The organism is Neobacillus jeddahensis, from assembly GCF_000612625.1.
Lineage (GTDB): Bacteria > Bacillota > Bacilli > Bacillales > Cytobacillaceae > Neobacillus > Neobacillus jeddahensis.
The window spans coordinates 87,459-103,287 of the sequence record NZ_CCAS010000001.1 but is presented as its reverse complement, the minus strand read 5'-3'; the positions used below and the strand labels follow the sequence as shown (position 1 = coordinate 103,287).

At 42.3% G+C, this 15,829-nt stretch carries 13 protein-coding genes; 2 read left to right on the top strand and 11 right to left on the bottom strand.

Features of this window, described 5'->3' with window-relative positions; all coding sequences use genetic code 11:
- Positions 1-14: 14 nt before the first annotated feature.
- Genes TY15_RS00430 through TY15_RS00410 form a run of 5 tightly spaced genes read right to left on the bottom strand, consistent with a single transcriptional unit; the run spans position 15 to position 5,776 of the window.
- Positions 15-1,070, bottom strand: coding sequence for a homoserine dehydrogenase (locus tag TY15_RS00430; protein WP_040209043.1), 1,056 nt, complete (start codon positions 1,068-1,070; stop codon positions 15-17).
- A complete protein-coding gene (locus tag TY15_RS00425) occupies positions 1,060-2,313 on the bottom strand; it encodes a M20 metallopeptidase family protein (RefSeq protein WP_040209045.1) in 1,254 nt (417 codons plus the stop codon). Before TY15_RS00425 ends, TY15_RS00430 begins: the two co-directional genes overlap by 11 nt.
- Before the next feature lie 32 nt (positions 2,314-2,345).
- Positions 2,346-3,548, bottom strand: a complete 1,203-nt coding sequence (locus TY15_RS00420; RefSeq protein ID WP_040209046.1) for a cystathionine gamma-synthase family protein — start codon at positions 3,546-3,548, stop codon at positions 2,346-2,348.
- A gap of 14 nt (positions 3,549-3,562) precedes the next feature.
- A complete protein-coding gene (locus TY15_RS00415) occupies positions 3,563-4,567 on the bottom strand; it encodes a cyclodeaminase (RefSeq protein ID WP_040209047.1) in 1,005 nt (334 codons plus the stop codon).
- A gap of 24 nt (positions 4,568-4,591) precedes the next feature.
- Positions 4,592-5,776 (bottom strand): M24 family metallopeptidase, encoded by a 1,185-nt coding sequence (locus tag TY15_RS00410; protein WP_040209049.1) that lies wholly within the window; start codon positions 5,774-5,776, stop codon positions 4,592-4,594.
- 312 nt (positions 5,777-6,088) lie between these two features.
- Between TY15_RS00410 and TY15_RS00405 the strand changes: the two genes are divergently transcribed.
- Positions 6,089-7,264 (top strand): M24 family metallopeptidase, encoded by a 1,176-nt coding sequence (locus TY15_RS00405; RefSeq protein ID WP_081799313.1) that lies wholly within the window; start codon positions 6,089-6,091, stop codon positions 7,262-7,264.
- Positions 7,265-7,335: 71 nt separating this feature from the next.
- Here the strand turns inward: TY15_RS00405 and eutB are convergent, their stop codons facing one another.
- From eutB to TY15_RS00375, 6 genes are all read right to left on the bottom strand, one after another.
- The gene (gene eutB / locus TY15_RS00400) at positions 7,336-8,337 is read right to left on the bottom strand and encodes a hydroxyectoine utilization dehydratase EutB (protein ID WP_040209050.1); all 1,002 of its coding nucleotides are present in this window, start codon (positions 8,335-8,337) and stop codon (positions 7,336-7,338) included.
- Positions 8,338-8,513: 176 nt separating this feature from the next.
- Positions 8,514-9,683, bottom strand: a complete 1,170-nt coding sequence (locus tag TY15_RS00395; protein ID WP_040209051.1) for a M20 metallopeptidase family protein — start codon at positions 9,681-9,683, stop codon at positions 8,514-8,516.
- A gap of 93 nt (positions 9,684-9,776) precedes the next feature.
- On the bottom strand, positions 9,777-10,757 hold the full coding sequence (locus TY15_RS00390) for an electron transfer flavoprotein subunit alpha/FixB family protein (protein ID WP_040209053.1): 981 nt from the start codon (positions 10,755-10,757) through the stop codon (positions 9,777-9,779).
- A 14-nt stretch (positions 10,758-10,771) separates the two neighbouring features.
- A complete protein-coding gene (locus tag TY15_RS00385) occupies positions 10,772-11,542 on the bottom strand; it encodes an electron transfer flavoprotein subunit beta/FixA family protein (RefSeq protein ID WP_040209055.1) in 771 nt (256 codons plus the stop codon).
- Between the two features lie 36 nt (positions 11,543-11,578).
- Positions 11,579-12,805: an NAD(P)/FAD-dependent oxidoreductase gene (locus TY15_RS00380; protein ID WP_040209056.1), complete on the bottom strand. Its 1,227-nt coding sequence runs from the start codon at positions 12,803-12,805 to the stop codon at positions 11,579-11,581.
- Between the two features lie 170 nt (positions 12,806-12,975).
- Positions 12,976-14,664 (bottom strand): PucR family transcriptional regulator, encoded by a 1,689-nt coding sequence (locus TY15_RS00375; RefSeq protein ID WP_040209057.1) that lies wholly within the window; start codon positions 14,662-14,664, stop codon positions 12,976-12,978.
- A gap of 160 nt (positions 14,665-14,824) precedes the next feature.
- Between TY15_RS00375 and ehuB the strand changes: the two genes are divergently transcribed.
- Complete coding sequence (ehuB, locus tag TY15_RS00370; RefSeq protein ID WP_040209059.1) at positions 14,825-15,700, top strand: ectoine/hydroxyectoine ABC transporter substrate-binding protein EhuB; 876 nt, start codon at positions 14,825-14,827, stop codon at positions 15,698-15,700.
- The last annotated feature ends 129 nt before the right edge of the window (positions 15,701-15,829 follow it).

Here is a 15,829-nt window from a genome sequence, read left to right as displayed (position 1 = left end):
CCTTCAGATTATTATCAAACGTTTACCGGTTTGCGTTCGCGGTTGATATGAATCAAGTCGATTAAAAGCGAAAAGCCTGTTTCTGTTTTCCCCGCACCTGCCCCGCTCAGTGTGACAGGACCAAGTAAATCACATTCATAGGTGATCGCATTCACAGCACCTCCGATGGATGCCAATGAATCGGTAATGTCCACCTTTTCGGGTGCAACCTGTGCCGTTACTTTCCCGTTTTCCTTTTGTACTTTGGCTAAAAGCTTCCATCGTTTCCCTTCAGCGCTTGCCTCTTCGATATCCTTTAAGGTGAGATGGCTAATCCCCTTGCAGGAAACGTCCTCCACCTTTAACGGAATGCCCATAATATAATTGGCAAGAATGACAATTTTATATCTGGCATCATAGCCTTCTACATCACTGGTGGGATCTGCTTCTGCATACCCTAGCTCCTGTGCTTCCTTTAATGCCGCTTCGTAGGAAACACCTTCTTGCTCCATTTTCGTTAAAATAAAATTCGTCGTGCCGTTCAATATTCCGCGAATTTCCTTAATCGAATTCCCAGCAAGTGTTGTAATGGGCATTCTTAATGATGGCGTACCGCTCATCACCGTACCCTCAAAGCCCCATGACACACTCTCTTTTTCAGCCATTTCTGAAAGCTCCTTGTAAGCAAGAGCAACCGGACCCTTATTGGTCATCACCACATTTTTTCCGCTTTCAAAGGCTGCTTTACAATGATCAATAGCAGGCTGACCTGTTTTTACATCTGTATAAGATACTTCAATAATCGTATCGGCATTTGTCTCCGTGATGGTTTTAAAGCTGTCCCAACCTTTAATTAATCCAGAAGTTGGTGGATAATTTTCTAAATTACCTGTTTCTCTGAGGGTGCTTAACACCACATCTATATCAAGACCATTAGGGTTATAAATGGATCCTTTGATAAAATCAGAAATAGCTACAACACTTGCTGTAAAGCCTTCATTTTGTTTTAACTCTTCATTCTTTTCCAACAAGATTTCGGCTAATCCTTGCCCAACTACACCGAAACCGATAAAAGCTAATTTATGAGACATGGACTTGAACCTCCGTTTTATTCATGTTTTGTGAATGGGATTCTCCATTCAAAAAATTTACAGCTGTTTGCGTTAAAATGGCTGCGCCCTTTGCTAAGGAGTTCTCATCAAGATCAAAAATTGGCGTATGTAAATCCCGCTGAATTCCATCCTTTGGTCCACTTCCGAGGAAAAATAAAGCACCTGGCAGTTTTTTCGTCACATAGCCAAAATCTTCTCCACCCATTCCAAACGGCTGGTTCACAATCTGCAATTCCGGATACATTTCTTTCATTGATCGAATAAATAAACGGTTAACCTGCGCATCATTGTATAAGGCCGGTTCGCCTCTTTCGACATCTAGCGAAAATCTGCCTCCCAATGGCTCCACGATAGATAAGGCTTTCTTTAATTCCATACCCAATAAATCACGTGCTTCAGGAGTATAGCTGCGGATTGTACCTGTTATCAATACTTCATTCGGAATAATATTGCTGGCTGTCCCAGCATGGATCTGACCAATACTAATGACCCCAGCTTCCAAGGCCGGCAGCTTTCTTGAAACGATTCCGTGCAAGGCCTGCATTACTATTCCAAGCATCCAAATCGGATCCGTCCCTAGCTCAGGATAGGCTCCATGACCGCCTGTTCCAAAAATTTTTGCCGTAAACACATCGACATTCGCCATACTATAACCATCGTTCACTTGAGCTGACCCGTCAGGAAGCCATGGGCACATATGTAAGGCAATCGCCGCATCGACATTGTCATACGCACCCGCTTGAACCAAATAAGGCGATCCGGACAGTCCCTTTTCATCCGTACTCTCCTCTGCCGGCTGAAAGATGAATTTAACGGTTCCTTTTAACCCTTCGGTTTCAAATTTACTAGCAAGTAAATGAGCGGCACCGAGCAAGATGGCAGTATGGGCATCATGGCCACAAGCATGCATGACTCCTGCATGCTTCGACTTATACTCAACGGTATTCTCTTCCTTTATTGGCAGAGCATCCATATCAGCACGGATAGCAATGGTAGGACCTTCACCAGAAGTAAGCGTCGCAACAACACTTGTTTCAACCCCAATTCCTGTTTCAACCTTCAAATTATGAATATTTTTAAGTGTTTCAGCCACAAACCTGGAGGTCCCGAACTCTTGAAAACTGAGTTCGGGATGTTGATGAAACTGACGCCTCCATTCGATCAGCTTTGCTGATAACGCGTTTGCCTGAAGCACGGTTCGATGATCGGTAAGTTCTGTCATCAACTCTTTGCCTCCTTGCATTTGACTGGAATTTATTTTACTTTTAATAGACTTTCGACGTGGTTAAAGGCTTGATCAAAATCCGCGATGATATCTTCGATTTCTTCAATTCCACATGAAATTCGGATAAGTCCTTCCGGAATCCCCATTGCTGCCCGTTCTTCTGGGGTACATTCAACATGACTTGTTGTCCGAGCTGGACCGACTGTAGTTTCTACGGCACCTAGGTTCGCAGCGCGGTTTGCGTATTGCAATTTAGGAAGGAGATCGCGAACCGTGTCAACCCCACCCTTAACGGCAAAGCTAAGCATTCCGCCAAAGTTTCGCATTTGTTTCTTCGCAATATCATGGTGTGGGTGTGTTTCAAGACCTGGATAATAAACGGCCTCAACAATTTCTTTTGTCTGTAAATATTTCGCAAGGGTCATCGCGTTGTCACATTGTTGGCGAACACGTAGATGAAGCGTTTTCATCCCACGTAAAATCAGATAGGCTGCCATTGGATCCATTGTTGCGCCATTAATTTCACGGAAATGATAAATTTTTTCAACTAATTCTTGGGAGCCGCATACTACCCCACCTAAGGCATCCGCATGTCCTCCTAGAAACTTTGTCGCACTATGAATGACCAAATCTGCCCCTAAGGCAATCGGATTTTGATTAATAGGTGTACCAAAGGTATTGTCTACAACAACAAGTGCCCCAGCAGCTTTCCCTGCTTTAGCCATCCGTTCGATATCAGTAATTTTCACGGTTGGATTTGTTGGTGTTTCTAAGTATAGAATTTTACATCCTTTTTCTACTTCCCGTTCAATTTGCTCATGATTTCCAGTTTCACATAACGCGACTTCGATTTCTTGGCGTGGAAGAAACTCTGTAAAAATTTTATTTGTACCGCCATATGTATCTTTAATCGACACAATGCGGTCACCAGGTACTAAAAAGGTGGAAAGTGTATTGCTGATGGCAGCCATCCCTGTGGAAAAGCTTGTTGCCGCTTCTGCTCCTTCAAGGATTTTAAGTTTATCTTCAAATGCCTGAACGGTTGGATTTGTATTACGTCCATAGATATGGCCTTTCTTTTTTCCAATTGCCACATCATACCATTCATCCATATCGTCATACCCGTAAGCGACACTTAATACAACTGGTACTTGTGTAGCTCCATGCACTAAATAATCCTTTTCTCCTGCCCATACTGCTTTCGTTCCCATTTTTGCGTCTGTATTTGTCATACTAACCACTCCTCTTATTTTTTTTGTAGAATTTTGTTGTTATCGATTTTAAGCCCTTTATTTCTGCTCATCATTTCTTGATAAGCAAACAGGGCAATGGCCGTATCCTGTACACCCGTACCTGTTAAATCACATACTGTAATTTGTTCATCATTTACCCGGCCTATCTTCTTTAAGGATGTCAGTTCACCTAATTCGACAACCTGTGACTCTTCTTTCAGAACTCCGGCTGTAAGGGCATGATGAAGTTCTCCTAAGCGTGCGCATTGGGCTCTTGTATCACAGACAAGGATGTCTGCTTTCGCCAATACTTCCGGCTCTAATTCCTGCTTATGTTCTGCATCTGATCCCATAGCGGTAATATGCAGTCCTGGATGCAGCCATTCTGCTTTGATAATCGGCTGTTTTGCCGGGGTAGTGGTAATGACTGTATCGCTGTTTCTGACAACCTCTTCAGCACTTTGAGCGGCAATGACTTCTATTCCTAATTCAGCAGTCATTTCTTCCGCAAATTTTTGGGAACGTTCCGCTGATCGAGCATAGACAAGGACTTTTGAAAACTCCCTAACTAGACTTAAAGCTCTTAGTTGAAATCTTGCCTGACTACCTGCCCCAATAATACCAACTGTTGTAATCGAATTTTTAGAAAGATACGTAGCGGCAACCGCACCTGCCGCAGCCGTCCGAACATCTGTTAAGTACCCGTTGTCTAAAAGAATGGCTTCCGGAACTCCTGTTCGCGTGCTGATTAAGATCATCATTCCATTACCTGCCGGCAGACCGAGCAGATCATTATTGAAAAAACCTGAGGAAATCTTGACCGCAAACATTTCTTTGCCTTTGATATAGGCTGTTTTGACATCAACTTCGCCATTTTGGTCGTCAATATCCACTCTCATAATCGGTGGCATCATGGCCTCATTATTGGCTAGTTTTGTAAATGCATCTGCTACTAAACTCACTGCATCGGGATTTAGCCCAACATATTCCCTTAGTTCTTGTTCTGTGAAAATAAGCACAGCCTCGTTCACCTCCGCTTTAGGTTACTTTGAAAATTGATGTCCCTTTAAAGTCAATTCCCTTGGGAGATTGGCAAAGGTTTCACAACCATTTTCCGTAATCCGGATGGACTCGCTCACTTCAAAGCCGTAATCATCAAGCCATAATCCTGGAATGAGATGGAAGGTCATATTTGGTTTTAAGATTGTTTTTTCGCCTTTTCGAATGCTTACGGTATGCTCGCCCCAATCAGGCGGATAATTACATCCCATTGAATAACCCAGTCTGGATTCTTTGACAAATCCGCTTTTCTCAATCGTCTTTCTCCATGTTTCTTCAATTTCTTCAGCGGCAATCCCTGGGCGAATCATATCTAAACAAGCATTGATTCCCTCTACGGCGACACTCGCAAGTGTTTTTATTTCATCGTTTGGTTTTCCAATCTGTACGGTCCTTGCTAGTGGTGAATGATAGCGTTTATAACATCCTGCCACTTCTAAAATGACGGCATCGCCGTTTTTATAGCGCTCATCTGTCCAAGTTAAATGGGGTGTCGAAGTTTTTTCACCGGATGGGAGCAGCGGTACGATCGCTGGATAATCGCCGCCAAAATCTTCTGTTCCCGTAATTTGCGTATGAAAAATCTTGGCGGCAACATCACATTCCCTGACGCCTTCTTCAATTAAATCGATCCCGGCCTGCATCGCTTTTTCGACGATCTTGGCTGCCCGTTTCATATAGCCAATTTCAGCTTCTGACTTAATCAAACGCACCCAGTTAACGAGTAATGTAGCATCCTTGAAAGTGGCATTCGGCAGCCCCTTTGTTAATTGTTGATAGCACTTGGCTGTGAAATAATAGTTTTCCATTTCAACTCCAATGGAGCTATTGCCTTTTCCAAATTCTCTTACTCTATCAGCGACAAAATCCATCGGATGCTTTAGATCAGAATGAACATAATCATCTGGGTAAGAAAGGATATTTTCATGTGATAGCCATGTGGTTGCTTTTGCGCCGTTAGCATCTTGCCCACGGCCAATCCATTTAGGCTCCTCTTCATCGAGAATCACAACCAACATTTGATGCACATAAAACGACCATCCATCATAACCAGCAAGATAATTTAAGTTTGCTGGATCGGTGAGAAGCAAGACATCTATCCCTTTTTGCACCATCCGTTCTTTCGTTTTACGGATACGCTCTTTATATTCTGTAATTGAGAAAGACATAAATTCCATACACTCCTGTCTGAAAAAAATATTTTGCTTAATATTTTGAATATTGTTATTTGTTTGTATTATACGAAATGACAATACATTATTTCATCTGACATTGTGTATGAAAGATTTTGAGGATTTATAGTCAAATTTTTAAAGCCATGTCCCTCATGTCTTAAATTAATGATAGATCAAATGGATGTGGATGCCCCCACTATTCAAAATGTCCCACTACAACCGTGTACTATTCCTACAATATGTAGGATGATTGTTCACTCACCAGTGCATTATGATAATGAAAACGAATGATGGAGGTTTGAAACAATGCTGCCATTTGAAAAAGCAGAGTACCGAGAACGAGTTCGGAAAGTAAAAACGAGTATGGAAGAACAAGGAATCGAAGTATTATTGGTAACCGACCCAGCGAATATGAATTATATTTCGGGTTATGATGCCATGTCCTATTACGTACCACAAGGTGTCATTGTCGCCACCGCTTTTGAGGAGCCAGTTTGTATTGTAAGATTGCAAGATTTATATTGTGCAGCCGAAACGACTTGGATGTCTGAAGAGCATATACTCGCATATCCTGATAAATATTTATGGGAGCCAAAAGTACTGCATGTAATGGACTTTATTGGCGACTTTCTGAAAGAGAAAGGGCTTCATAATAAAAAAATGGGTCTCGAATTTGATGCCTATTACTTTACTGCCCATTGGTATAAAGGGTTAGAAAGAAGTTTGCCGGATGCCGAGTTTATCGATGCCACCACCCTTGTCAATTGGGTAAGAGGACAAAAATCCGTTCGCGAATTAGAATATATGCAGATTGCTGCCAGAATCGTTGAAAAGACGATGTATCAGGCCATTGAAAAGATTCAACCAGGAGTCAGAGAAAACCAGGTTGCAGCAGGAGTCTATAAAGACTTAATTGAGGGAACAGGGGTATATGGAGGTGAATATCCAGCACTGGCACCTGTCATGCCGGCGGGCGAACGAACAGCCGGAGCCCATTTCTCATGGACAACAGAAGGAAAATATCAAGCCAATCAGCTCGTATACATGGAATTATCAGGGAGTTATAAACGCTACCATGCACCGTTGACACGAACGATCTTTATCGGAGAGCCACCTGTGAAAGTAAAAGATACAGCCAAAATTGTGGTAGAAGGACTTAATACAGCACTAGCGGCCGTAAAACCGGGAGCCACCTGTGAAACGGTAGAAAAAGCATGGCAAACCACCATCAATAAGTATGGGTTGGAAAAAGAATCTAGAATGGGTTATACGGTCGGCATCGGCTATCCACCTGTATGGATGGAAAATTCGGCCTTTTTCAAACCTGGTGATAAGACGGTTTTAAAGCCGAATATGACGTTCCATATGATGCCAGGGATGTGGCTCGACGGCTACGGAGTCGCCATAACGGAAACAATTCGGGTTACCGATAACGGCTGTGAAACCATCACACGGTTCCCTAGGGAGTTGTTTATAAAATAATAAGAGGGATATGCTGTAAAAACCACCCTAAAAATCCTTTCTTTACTGGATTTTTAAGGCGGTTTTTTTAATTATCTGCCGGCAAAAGTATAATTTTGAATTAACGTTAGCAGGACAGAAAGATCGACATTCTGTCCGCTAATAATAATCGCTACATCCCCTTTTTGATGCGGGATCTTACCATCTAAAATGGCCGCAACTCCTGTCGCTGCTGCCCCTTCCATAATCATGCGGTGTTTGTCCATCATAAAAGCCATACTATAGGCTATTTTCTCCTCTGGAATAAGGACCACATCATCCATATATTGCTGAACCATTTGAAAAGTGTATTGATTATCAAGGCCAATTCCACCTAGTAAACTATCAGCTAGTGTCTCGCTTTCTTCCATCATTATCGGTTTACCTGCTTGTAAACTTTCATACATGACGGCTGACTTTTCCATTGAAACCCCAGTCACTCGTATAGTGCGATCATTGGATTTCAAGGCCAAACCGATTCCAGAAAGTAATCCGCCTCCTGAAAGCGGAACGATCACATCGGTGATATTCGGAAGGTCCTCAAGCAACTCCAGCCCAATGGTCCCTTGGCCGGCAATCACATGGGGATCATCAAATGGCTCAATCACCGTTAATCCCTTCTCCTTCTCAAGCTGATAACAGTGCACGCCCGCTGCATCCTGACTGTCCCCGACAATTTCAATCTGAGCTCCCAGCCGTTTTAATGAATCTACCTTTGCTTTTGGAACGCGATTAGAAATACAGACAACCGCGTCAATACCTAGCTTTTTCGCCACATATGCAACCGCCATTCCGTGATTTCCAGTTGAGTATGTGGCGACACCGCGTTTTTTCTCTTCTTTACTAAGGCTTAAAATTTTATTAGCTGCCCCTCTTACCTTAAATGCTCCGACTTCATGAACATTTTCCAGTTTTAAATAGACATTCCGATCGCTTATTTCTGATAAAATAGTCGATTGAATGACTGGTGTCCGATTGATGATCGAGCTAATTCGTTTTTTTGCTTCCCATACGTCCCGGATCTGCATTTTTTTTGTAAGTTTTGTTGAAGTCATTGAATTCTCCCCTCCTTGACTGTTACTCGCTATATATGAATACTTTCAATACTAAGACCTTCTTTCATAGATATCAATTGGCAAAACTGACGATAAGCAGTGGTGCTTTTCATACATTTTTATAGATTAAATGTCTAGTTGGCAAAAAAAGAAGGCTTAAATCTATAAAGTTGGTCCTATTTATTACTTACATAGTTCAATGCCAACTGACAAAACCAATTAGCTGCTTTAGGAAAAACCCTTTCGTCAATCTGAAAACGAGGATGATGATGCGGGTACTGCGGTTTGTTCGGATCACCTGCACCCACAAAGCAAAATGCACCGGGAATTTCCTTCAGATAGTAAGCAAAATCCTCGCCCACCATATTCGGTCTCATCAGCCCTATATTTTCTGATCCAAACACTTCTTCTGCGACACTTAATAAAACCTTGGCCTCTCTCTCGTGATTCACGACGGCTGGATAGCCGCGTTTAAAATCCAGCTTAATAGCCGCTCCATAGATTTTCGCCAGACCATTCGTTAATTCTTCTAGTTTCAATTGTAAAGTGTTCCTTACCTCTGGGGTAAAACTGCGTGTTGTCCCTTCTAGCATTGCATGGTTGGCAATAATATTAAAGGCAGTTCCCGATTTTAATTCGCCGAATGTTAAGACACCGGATTCAATCGGATCGATGGAGCGGCTAATAATGTGCTGAGCTGACATGACAAGATGTGAGGCCAAAACAATCGAATCAATCGTTTTATGCGGCATCCCTCCGTGTCCGCCTTGCCCCTCAATTTCAATTGTAAACCTATCTGTCGCAGCCATCATCGGGCCCAGGCTGGTACGAAACGTTCCTGAAGGCAATTCCGACCAAAGATGTAAGCCAAAGATGGCTTCTATATTGTTTAAGACACCTGCCTGAATCATCCCCATGGCCCCACCAGGATTCACCTCTTCTGCAGGCTGAAAAATAAATCTTACCGTTCCACTTAATTTCTCTTTTTGCAAGGATAGTAATTTTGCTGCTCCCATTAAAATGGCGATATGACCATCATGACCGCAGGCATGCATCACTCCTGGAACGACAGAAGCAAACGGCAATCCCGTTTCTTCCTGAATCGGAAGAGCATCCATATCCGCACGAAAGGCGATGGCTGGGCCATTTCTTGCACCTACTAAATCAGCCACAACTCCATAGCCATTGACATTTTCCTGCACATGTAGCCCACAGTTACGCAAATACTGTGCGACGATTTTGGACGTTCTTTTTTCTTCAAAGGAAAGTTCAGGATGTTTATGAAAATCCCGCCGTAACTCAATGATTTCTTCTGTTATACTTTTTCGTGCATCTTTTGTTCGCATGGTCTTTCCCACCATCCATTCCAGACTGTTCAGTACAAAATGAGAGGCTGACTTTATGCAATGTCAGCCCCAAACGGTTAAACTCTATCAAATTTAATTCGTGACTGCTTGATTTTCAGCGATTAGTTTTTTAAATTCTTCTGTCAATAACGGCACGACCTCAAATAAATCCCCGACAATGCCGTAATCTGCGATATGGAAGATATTTGCTTCTGGATCTTTATTGATTGCGACAATTACCTTGGAACTGGACATACCTGCTAAATGCTGAATAGCCCCGGAAATACCGCACGCGATATATAAATCTGGTGTAACGACTTTCCCTGTTTGACCAATTTGCAACGAGTAGTCACAATATTCAGCATCGCATGCACCTCTTGATGCACCGACAGCCCCTCCGAGGACATCCGCTAATGCTTGGAGTGTTTTAAAGCCTTCAGCGCCTTTCACTCCGCGTCCGCCTGATATGATCACTTTCGCCTCGGACAGATCCACTTTTCCGGAAGCCTTTTGCACTACCTCTCTGACCACTGTGCGCAAATCTTTGATCTCTGTCAGTAATTTGATCGTTTCACCAGAAGCTTGATTTTCTACAGCATCGATATTATTGGGACGAATCGTTGCCATAACAAGACCCTCTGTTACCTCTTTCTTTTGATATGCTTTTCCCGAATAGATAGGTCTTGTAAAAACAATACTCCCTCCCACTTCCACTTGAATCGCATCTGAAATAACAGCAGCGTTCAACCTTGCGGCAGCAAGTGGGAAAATGTCTTTTCCAATCGATGTATGCCCAGTTAAAACAACATCTGGCTGCATCTCCTCTATTATCGTTAACAATGCCTGCTTGTACCCGTCAGGGGTGTAATGGTTCAATTCTTCATTTTCCAGCACATATACCTTTTGTGCTCCGTATTTTCCAAGCTCCGGACCATACTTCTCAGCATCACATCCAAAGACACAGGCCGCGATTTCACCGCCATTTGCAATCTGAGCTGCAACGGTTAAAACCTCAAAAGATACATTTCTCAATTTCCCATTTTTAACTTCAGCAAGGACAAGTACTTTTGTCATTCTATTTTCCCCCTTTAACCGACCTTAATTTCCGCACGAAGCAACTGCACTAATTCTGCTGCTTGAGCCTGGATTTCACCACTGAGAATTCGTCCTGATTCTTTTTTCTTAGGTAAATAGCAGTTTATAATTCTTGATTTTGACTGCAGTTCTTCGAAACGAAGCTCTAATTCTTCTATATCCAGAGTCTGTAACGGCTTCTTTTTCGCTTTCATAATCCCCGGTAAGGATGGATAACGCGGTTCATTCAATCCCTGCTGCGCTGTAACCAAAATCGGTAAAGTGGATTCAATGATTTCAACATCTCCCTCGACGTCCCGTTCGACCCTGACACTGCCGCCATCAATCTCGAGTCTTGTAATCGTGGCCGCATGTGGAATTTGCAATTCCTCAGCAAGACGTGGTCCTACCTGGCTGGCACCATTATCAATAGACATGTTCCCGCCAAGAATGATGTCAAAATCTCTTTCTTTGATCACAGCCGCCAGAACTTTGGCAATCCCATTCTCATCTAGCTCTAGATCCTCATCCTTTTCGATAAGGACGGCATTGTCAGCCCCGATTGCAAGGGATGTACGGAGTGCACTTTCTGCTTCTGAAGTCCCAATCGTGATAACGGTTATGTCTCCGCCATGCTTTTCTTTTAGCTTAACAGCCTCTTCCACTGCAAATTCGTCGTATGGATTGATAATGAGTTCGGCATTATCGTTTACGATTTCCCCGTTTTCGATCACGATTTTTTCTTCGGTATCAAATGTTTGTTTTAAAATGACGATTATGTTCATCTTTTGGTTCCTCCTTCATCCTTCTGGTTACGATTGTTATACATGGCTATTAACAGTGGTTGAATAAGGATGATCTGGTTTTAGCAAATCATTCTCTTCAAAACGTGTTAATCGGAATGGCTTAATGTCAATCCCATCCTGCATGCTCGTTCCTTCCAAAACTAAGTCAGCCGTTAATTTTCCGACGATTGGTGTTATTTTGAATCCATGTCCGCTGAATCCGGTACAAAGGTAGGCACCATTAATCGGGGTCGCACTTATAAACGGAATTCCATCCGGAGTGATTTCATAGGCCGCCGAATAGCTAGTTAACAGCTTTGCCTGATCTAATGATGGGAAACAGTTCAAAAATTTCATGACTGCTTTTTCAATGGCCGTTTCTGTGGCATGCCTAGGATAATTGTCTGCATCGTAATCCGCTGGGTCAATATACTGTGGATCAGTGTGATCGGCATTCCCTAGCAGTAAGTGTCCACTGCTTACTTCCGGTTTGATATACTGATCATGTTTGAAATCTCCGAAAGAAGGAACCGTTCCCAAAGGAGTGCCTGGTGATATGTAAATAAGCTGTGCCCGCTGACCTTTAACGGGAACCTCTACGCCGACATTCTTCATAAGGTGATGTGCCCCTACGCCTGCAGCTACGATCACACATGGAGTAAAGATCGTTTGATGATCCGTCGTTTCAATGCCTACAACCTTACTACCATCCGTGCTGGTTAACACATTCTTAACACCGCAGTGCTGCTTAATGATCACACCTAAGGCCCGGGCTGCGTCGGCGAAAGCCTGATTGGTAAGAACGGGGTCGCCATATCCGCCTTCAGGTTCATAAGCAAAAGCGCCAAATTGATCAGTATCCAATTGCGGCCAGATTTCTGTCCTTACTTCTTCCTTCGAAACTAATCTAGTATTTACACCATTTCTCTTTTGCATTTCCACATTCTTTTTTAGCGTTTCAATATTTTCATGATCGACACCAAACATATATCCTACCGGCTGGTAGCCTACTTCATTTCCCAATATTTCTTTTGCATATTTAAATGTTTCCAAACTCTGGACAGCCATCCTAGTTAAGATCGGATAACTGTAATGACCGCGCAGGACACCGCTCGATTGGCCAGTCGCTCCTGAACCAATTGCGTTTTTGTCTAATACGACAATATTTTTTACATTTCTTTTTGCCAGTTCATAGGCCGTGCTGCATCCCATTAATCCTGCACCGATTATGACAACATCTGCTGTCTGTGGCAGATTTCTCATCCTATTATCCACCTCTCACATCAATTTTGACGTTTCTCTAGTTCGAATATTCTGAACTAATAGTATTACTTTGACATAGAACACGTCATTGGACATTTTGTTGGAACTATATTTAAAAAGTTACAACATTTTGTTGTTGCGTTACAGACCGGACTGTCCTTGATGGTTGGTTAATGGCTGGCTTCCTCCCCTAGTTTCCACAATTTGATACTCAGTTCTAAAAGAAATCGATCTTCAGGATCGAACAGCGATAAGTTGGTAATTTGCTCAATTTTCTTCAATCGATAGAGAAGGGTGTGACGGTGTAAATGCAAATCCCGGGCTGTTTGACTGGTCTTGCCTTGATTTGCGTTATAAACCATCACGGTTTCTAGTAGATTTGCATTTTTTTGTTTATCATATTCTAGTAGTGATTTGATCGTATTATTGACAATGATACTCATTTCTTGATCTTGTGCAATTCTTGAAAGTGCCCGCTCCATTCCCGTGTCATCAAAATGGATACAACATCCTGGGCCTTTTTTCTTTCTGCCAATTCGTAAGGCTTCTTGTGCATCCTTGAAGCTCATGGAAAATCTTTCTTCACTCTCATGGCATCTGCCTATTCCCCATGAAAAAATGACGCCCGGCAATAATGTAGTTAAACGCCGATTGATTACGTCGAGAAAGGTTTGCACATTATCATTTTTCCCATTAAATGAAGACTCAAGAAATATGATCATATCGTTTCTATGATTAGTGGACATCACTTTTTGTCTCACTATATTAGCAGCAAGTGAGATTTCATCTTGAATATAAAGAAGCATACTTTCTTTCCAACGTTCATAGGGGCTGTCCGTTTTGTTTTTTTCAAAAAGTTCCTGCAGATTCTCTGGAGTCCCAATTAGACAAGTGTATGGAAGCTCTAGGTTGTAACCCAGTGATTTCGCCTGCGAAACCTTTTGATCCCAGCTTGAAAAATCACCTTTTGCCAGGCTCCAAACGAAATCTCCTCTGAGCTTCATTTTTGTATCTTCAATCGTACTTTCGCGAAGAAACCACATCGCCAACACGGTTGAAGCGTGTTCAAGTATACGCATATTTTGACTAGTAAGGAATGACTCTGCTTGCGTACCAGCTGTTAATCCAATCGTTAGAAAACCTTGTACACGATTTACTGACTGGATCGGGATTTGTAATATCGTGCTATTGAATAGATTCATTCTTTCGACTTTCATAGGCAATGGCTGTCTGCTATTTAATAAGACTATTTTCGAGGTGCCGTCGTTATGGGATGTATACTGAGTCCATTTTTCTATTAATCCACCAGCATTCATACTTTTCCCTTTGATCAAGCCTGCTTTATCGACAACAATGAGCGGCTGGCCAAATTTTCCGGAAATATAATCGGCCATCCTTGAGAGATGCTGATTGCTCAGGATCATATTTAGTAGGGTTTGCTGTATGTTTTCAACCATTTTCCCTTCTGAGTATTTCCCCCTATTAATTTCGGTCATGATGGAATGGGAAATTTCTGCAAACCGTTTTTCCCATGGGATTTCGATAATCGGGAATTCCCGTTCTTCTGCAAACTGAAGAACGCTGGCTGGAATTTCCGTAATATATTTTCCCTTTGCAATCCCGAGTGCTGATGCACCTGATTCATAGACACTTTCAACAAATTGGTGATAGACCGTCATATCCTTCCCTGAACCTGCTCCAGTATTGAGAACAAACTCATTTTTACGAATATAATTCTCGACTGGAATATCCATAATGGAAACCCATTCAACTGGCTGGTTTGACAATTTTTGTTTGGCTGTTATGGCTTTGGCTCCCTTTAATGTATCTAGTTCCAAAACATCTTGTATCGTTAACATTTTATAAACCTCCCAATTTCAATTTCTATCATGTATGTAAATCTTTAAGTTGTAGAATAATGGACAGTTAATTTCGACATTATGGTAATAGTTTTCAAAAAAATAAAAAGATAAAATAAAAGATGGATTCAAAAAAATCAGAAAGTAACAGGGGGTCACAATGAAAAAAATAATCACTCTACTATGCATGTTCCTGATGCTGCTTTTGTCTGCGTGCGGAACCGCAGCAACAAAGGAAACAACAGCTTCCGCACAGTCGTCCTTAGACAAAGCAAAAAGCTCTGGAACCATTACTGTAGGATTTGCCAATGAAAAACCATACGCTTATCAAGATGACAACGGGAAACTAACGGGCGAGGCAGTTGAAGTAGCACGGGCTGTATTAAAGAATTTAGGAATTAAAGAAATGAAAGGCGTTCTTACAGAGTTTGGCTCCTTAATTCCCGGCCTCAAGGCAAATCGATTTGATATGATTACTGCTGGAATGTATGTCACCCCAGAACGCTGTGAACAAGTAGCATTTGCAAATCCTGAGTATACAATTGGGGCAGCACTCGGAGTGAAAGCAAATAATCCGCTGGGACTCAAAAGCTATGAAGATATTAAATCCCATCCGGAAGCGAAGGTTGGCGTCATGGCTGGTGCGATCGAACATGATTATTTGAAAGATTCCGGAATCCCAGACAATCAAATCACGATTATTCCTGATATTCCTTCGGCTGTTTCGGCACTTCTTGCAAAACGAGTCGATGCCATTACGATGACAGGCCCTTCTTTAGAAGCAATGTTAGACAGTGCCGAGAGCAAGGACATTGAAAGAGTAAAAGATTTCAAACAGCCCATCATTGATGGCAAGCCCATTCAAGGCTACGGAGCATCGGCATTCCGTCTAGATGATACAAAATTGCGCGACGCCTTTAATAAGGAACTGGAAAAATTAAAAGATTCAGGTGAGCTTCTTAACATAATTAGTCCATTCGGCTTCACAGAAAGTGAGCTTCCAGGGGACAAAACCGCTGAGCAGCTTTGTAAATAAGAAGGTAATGGATCGAGCATGAGCGCCTATTTTAGCGAAAGAACTGTAACCCCCTTGTGCGCTTGTGCCTTTCCTTTCTTCATGTACATACGTTCCTTTCTTTCAAACCAATCAAATTCAAAATAAATC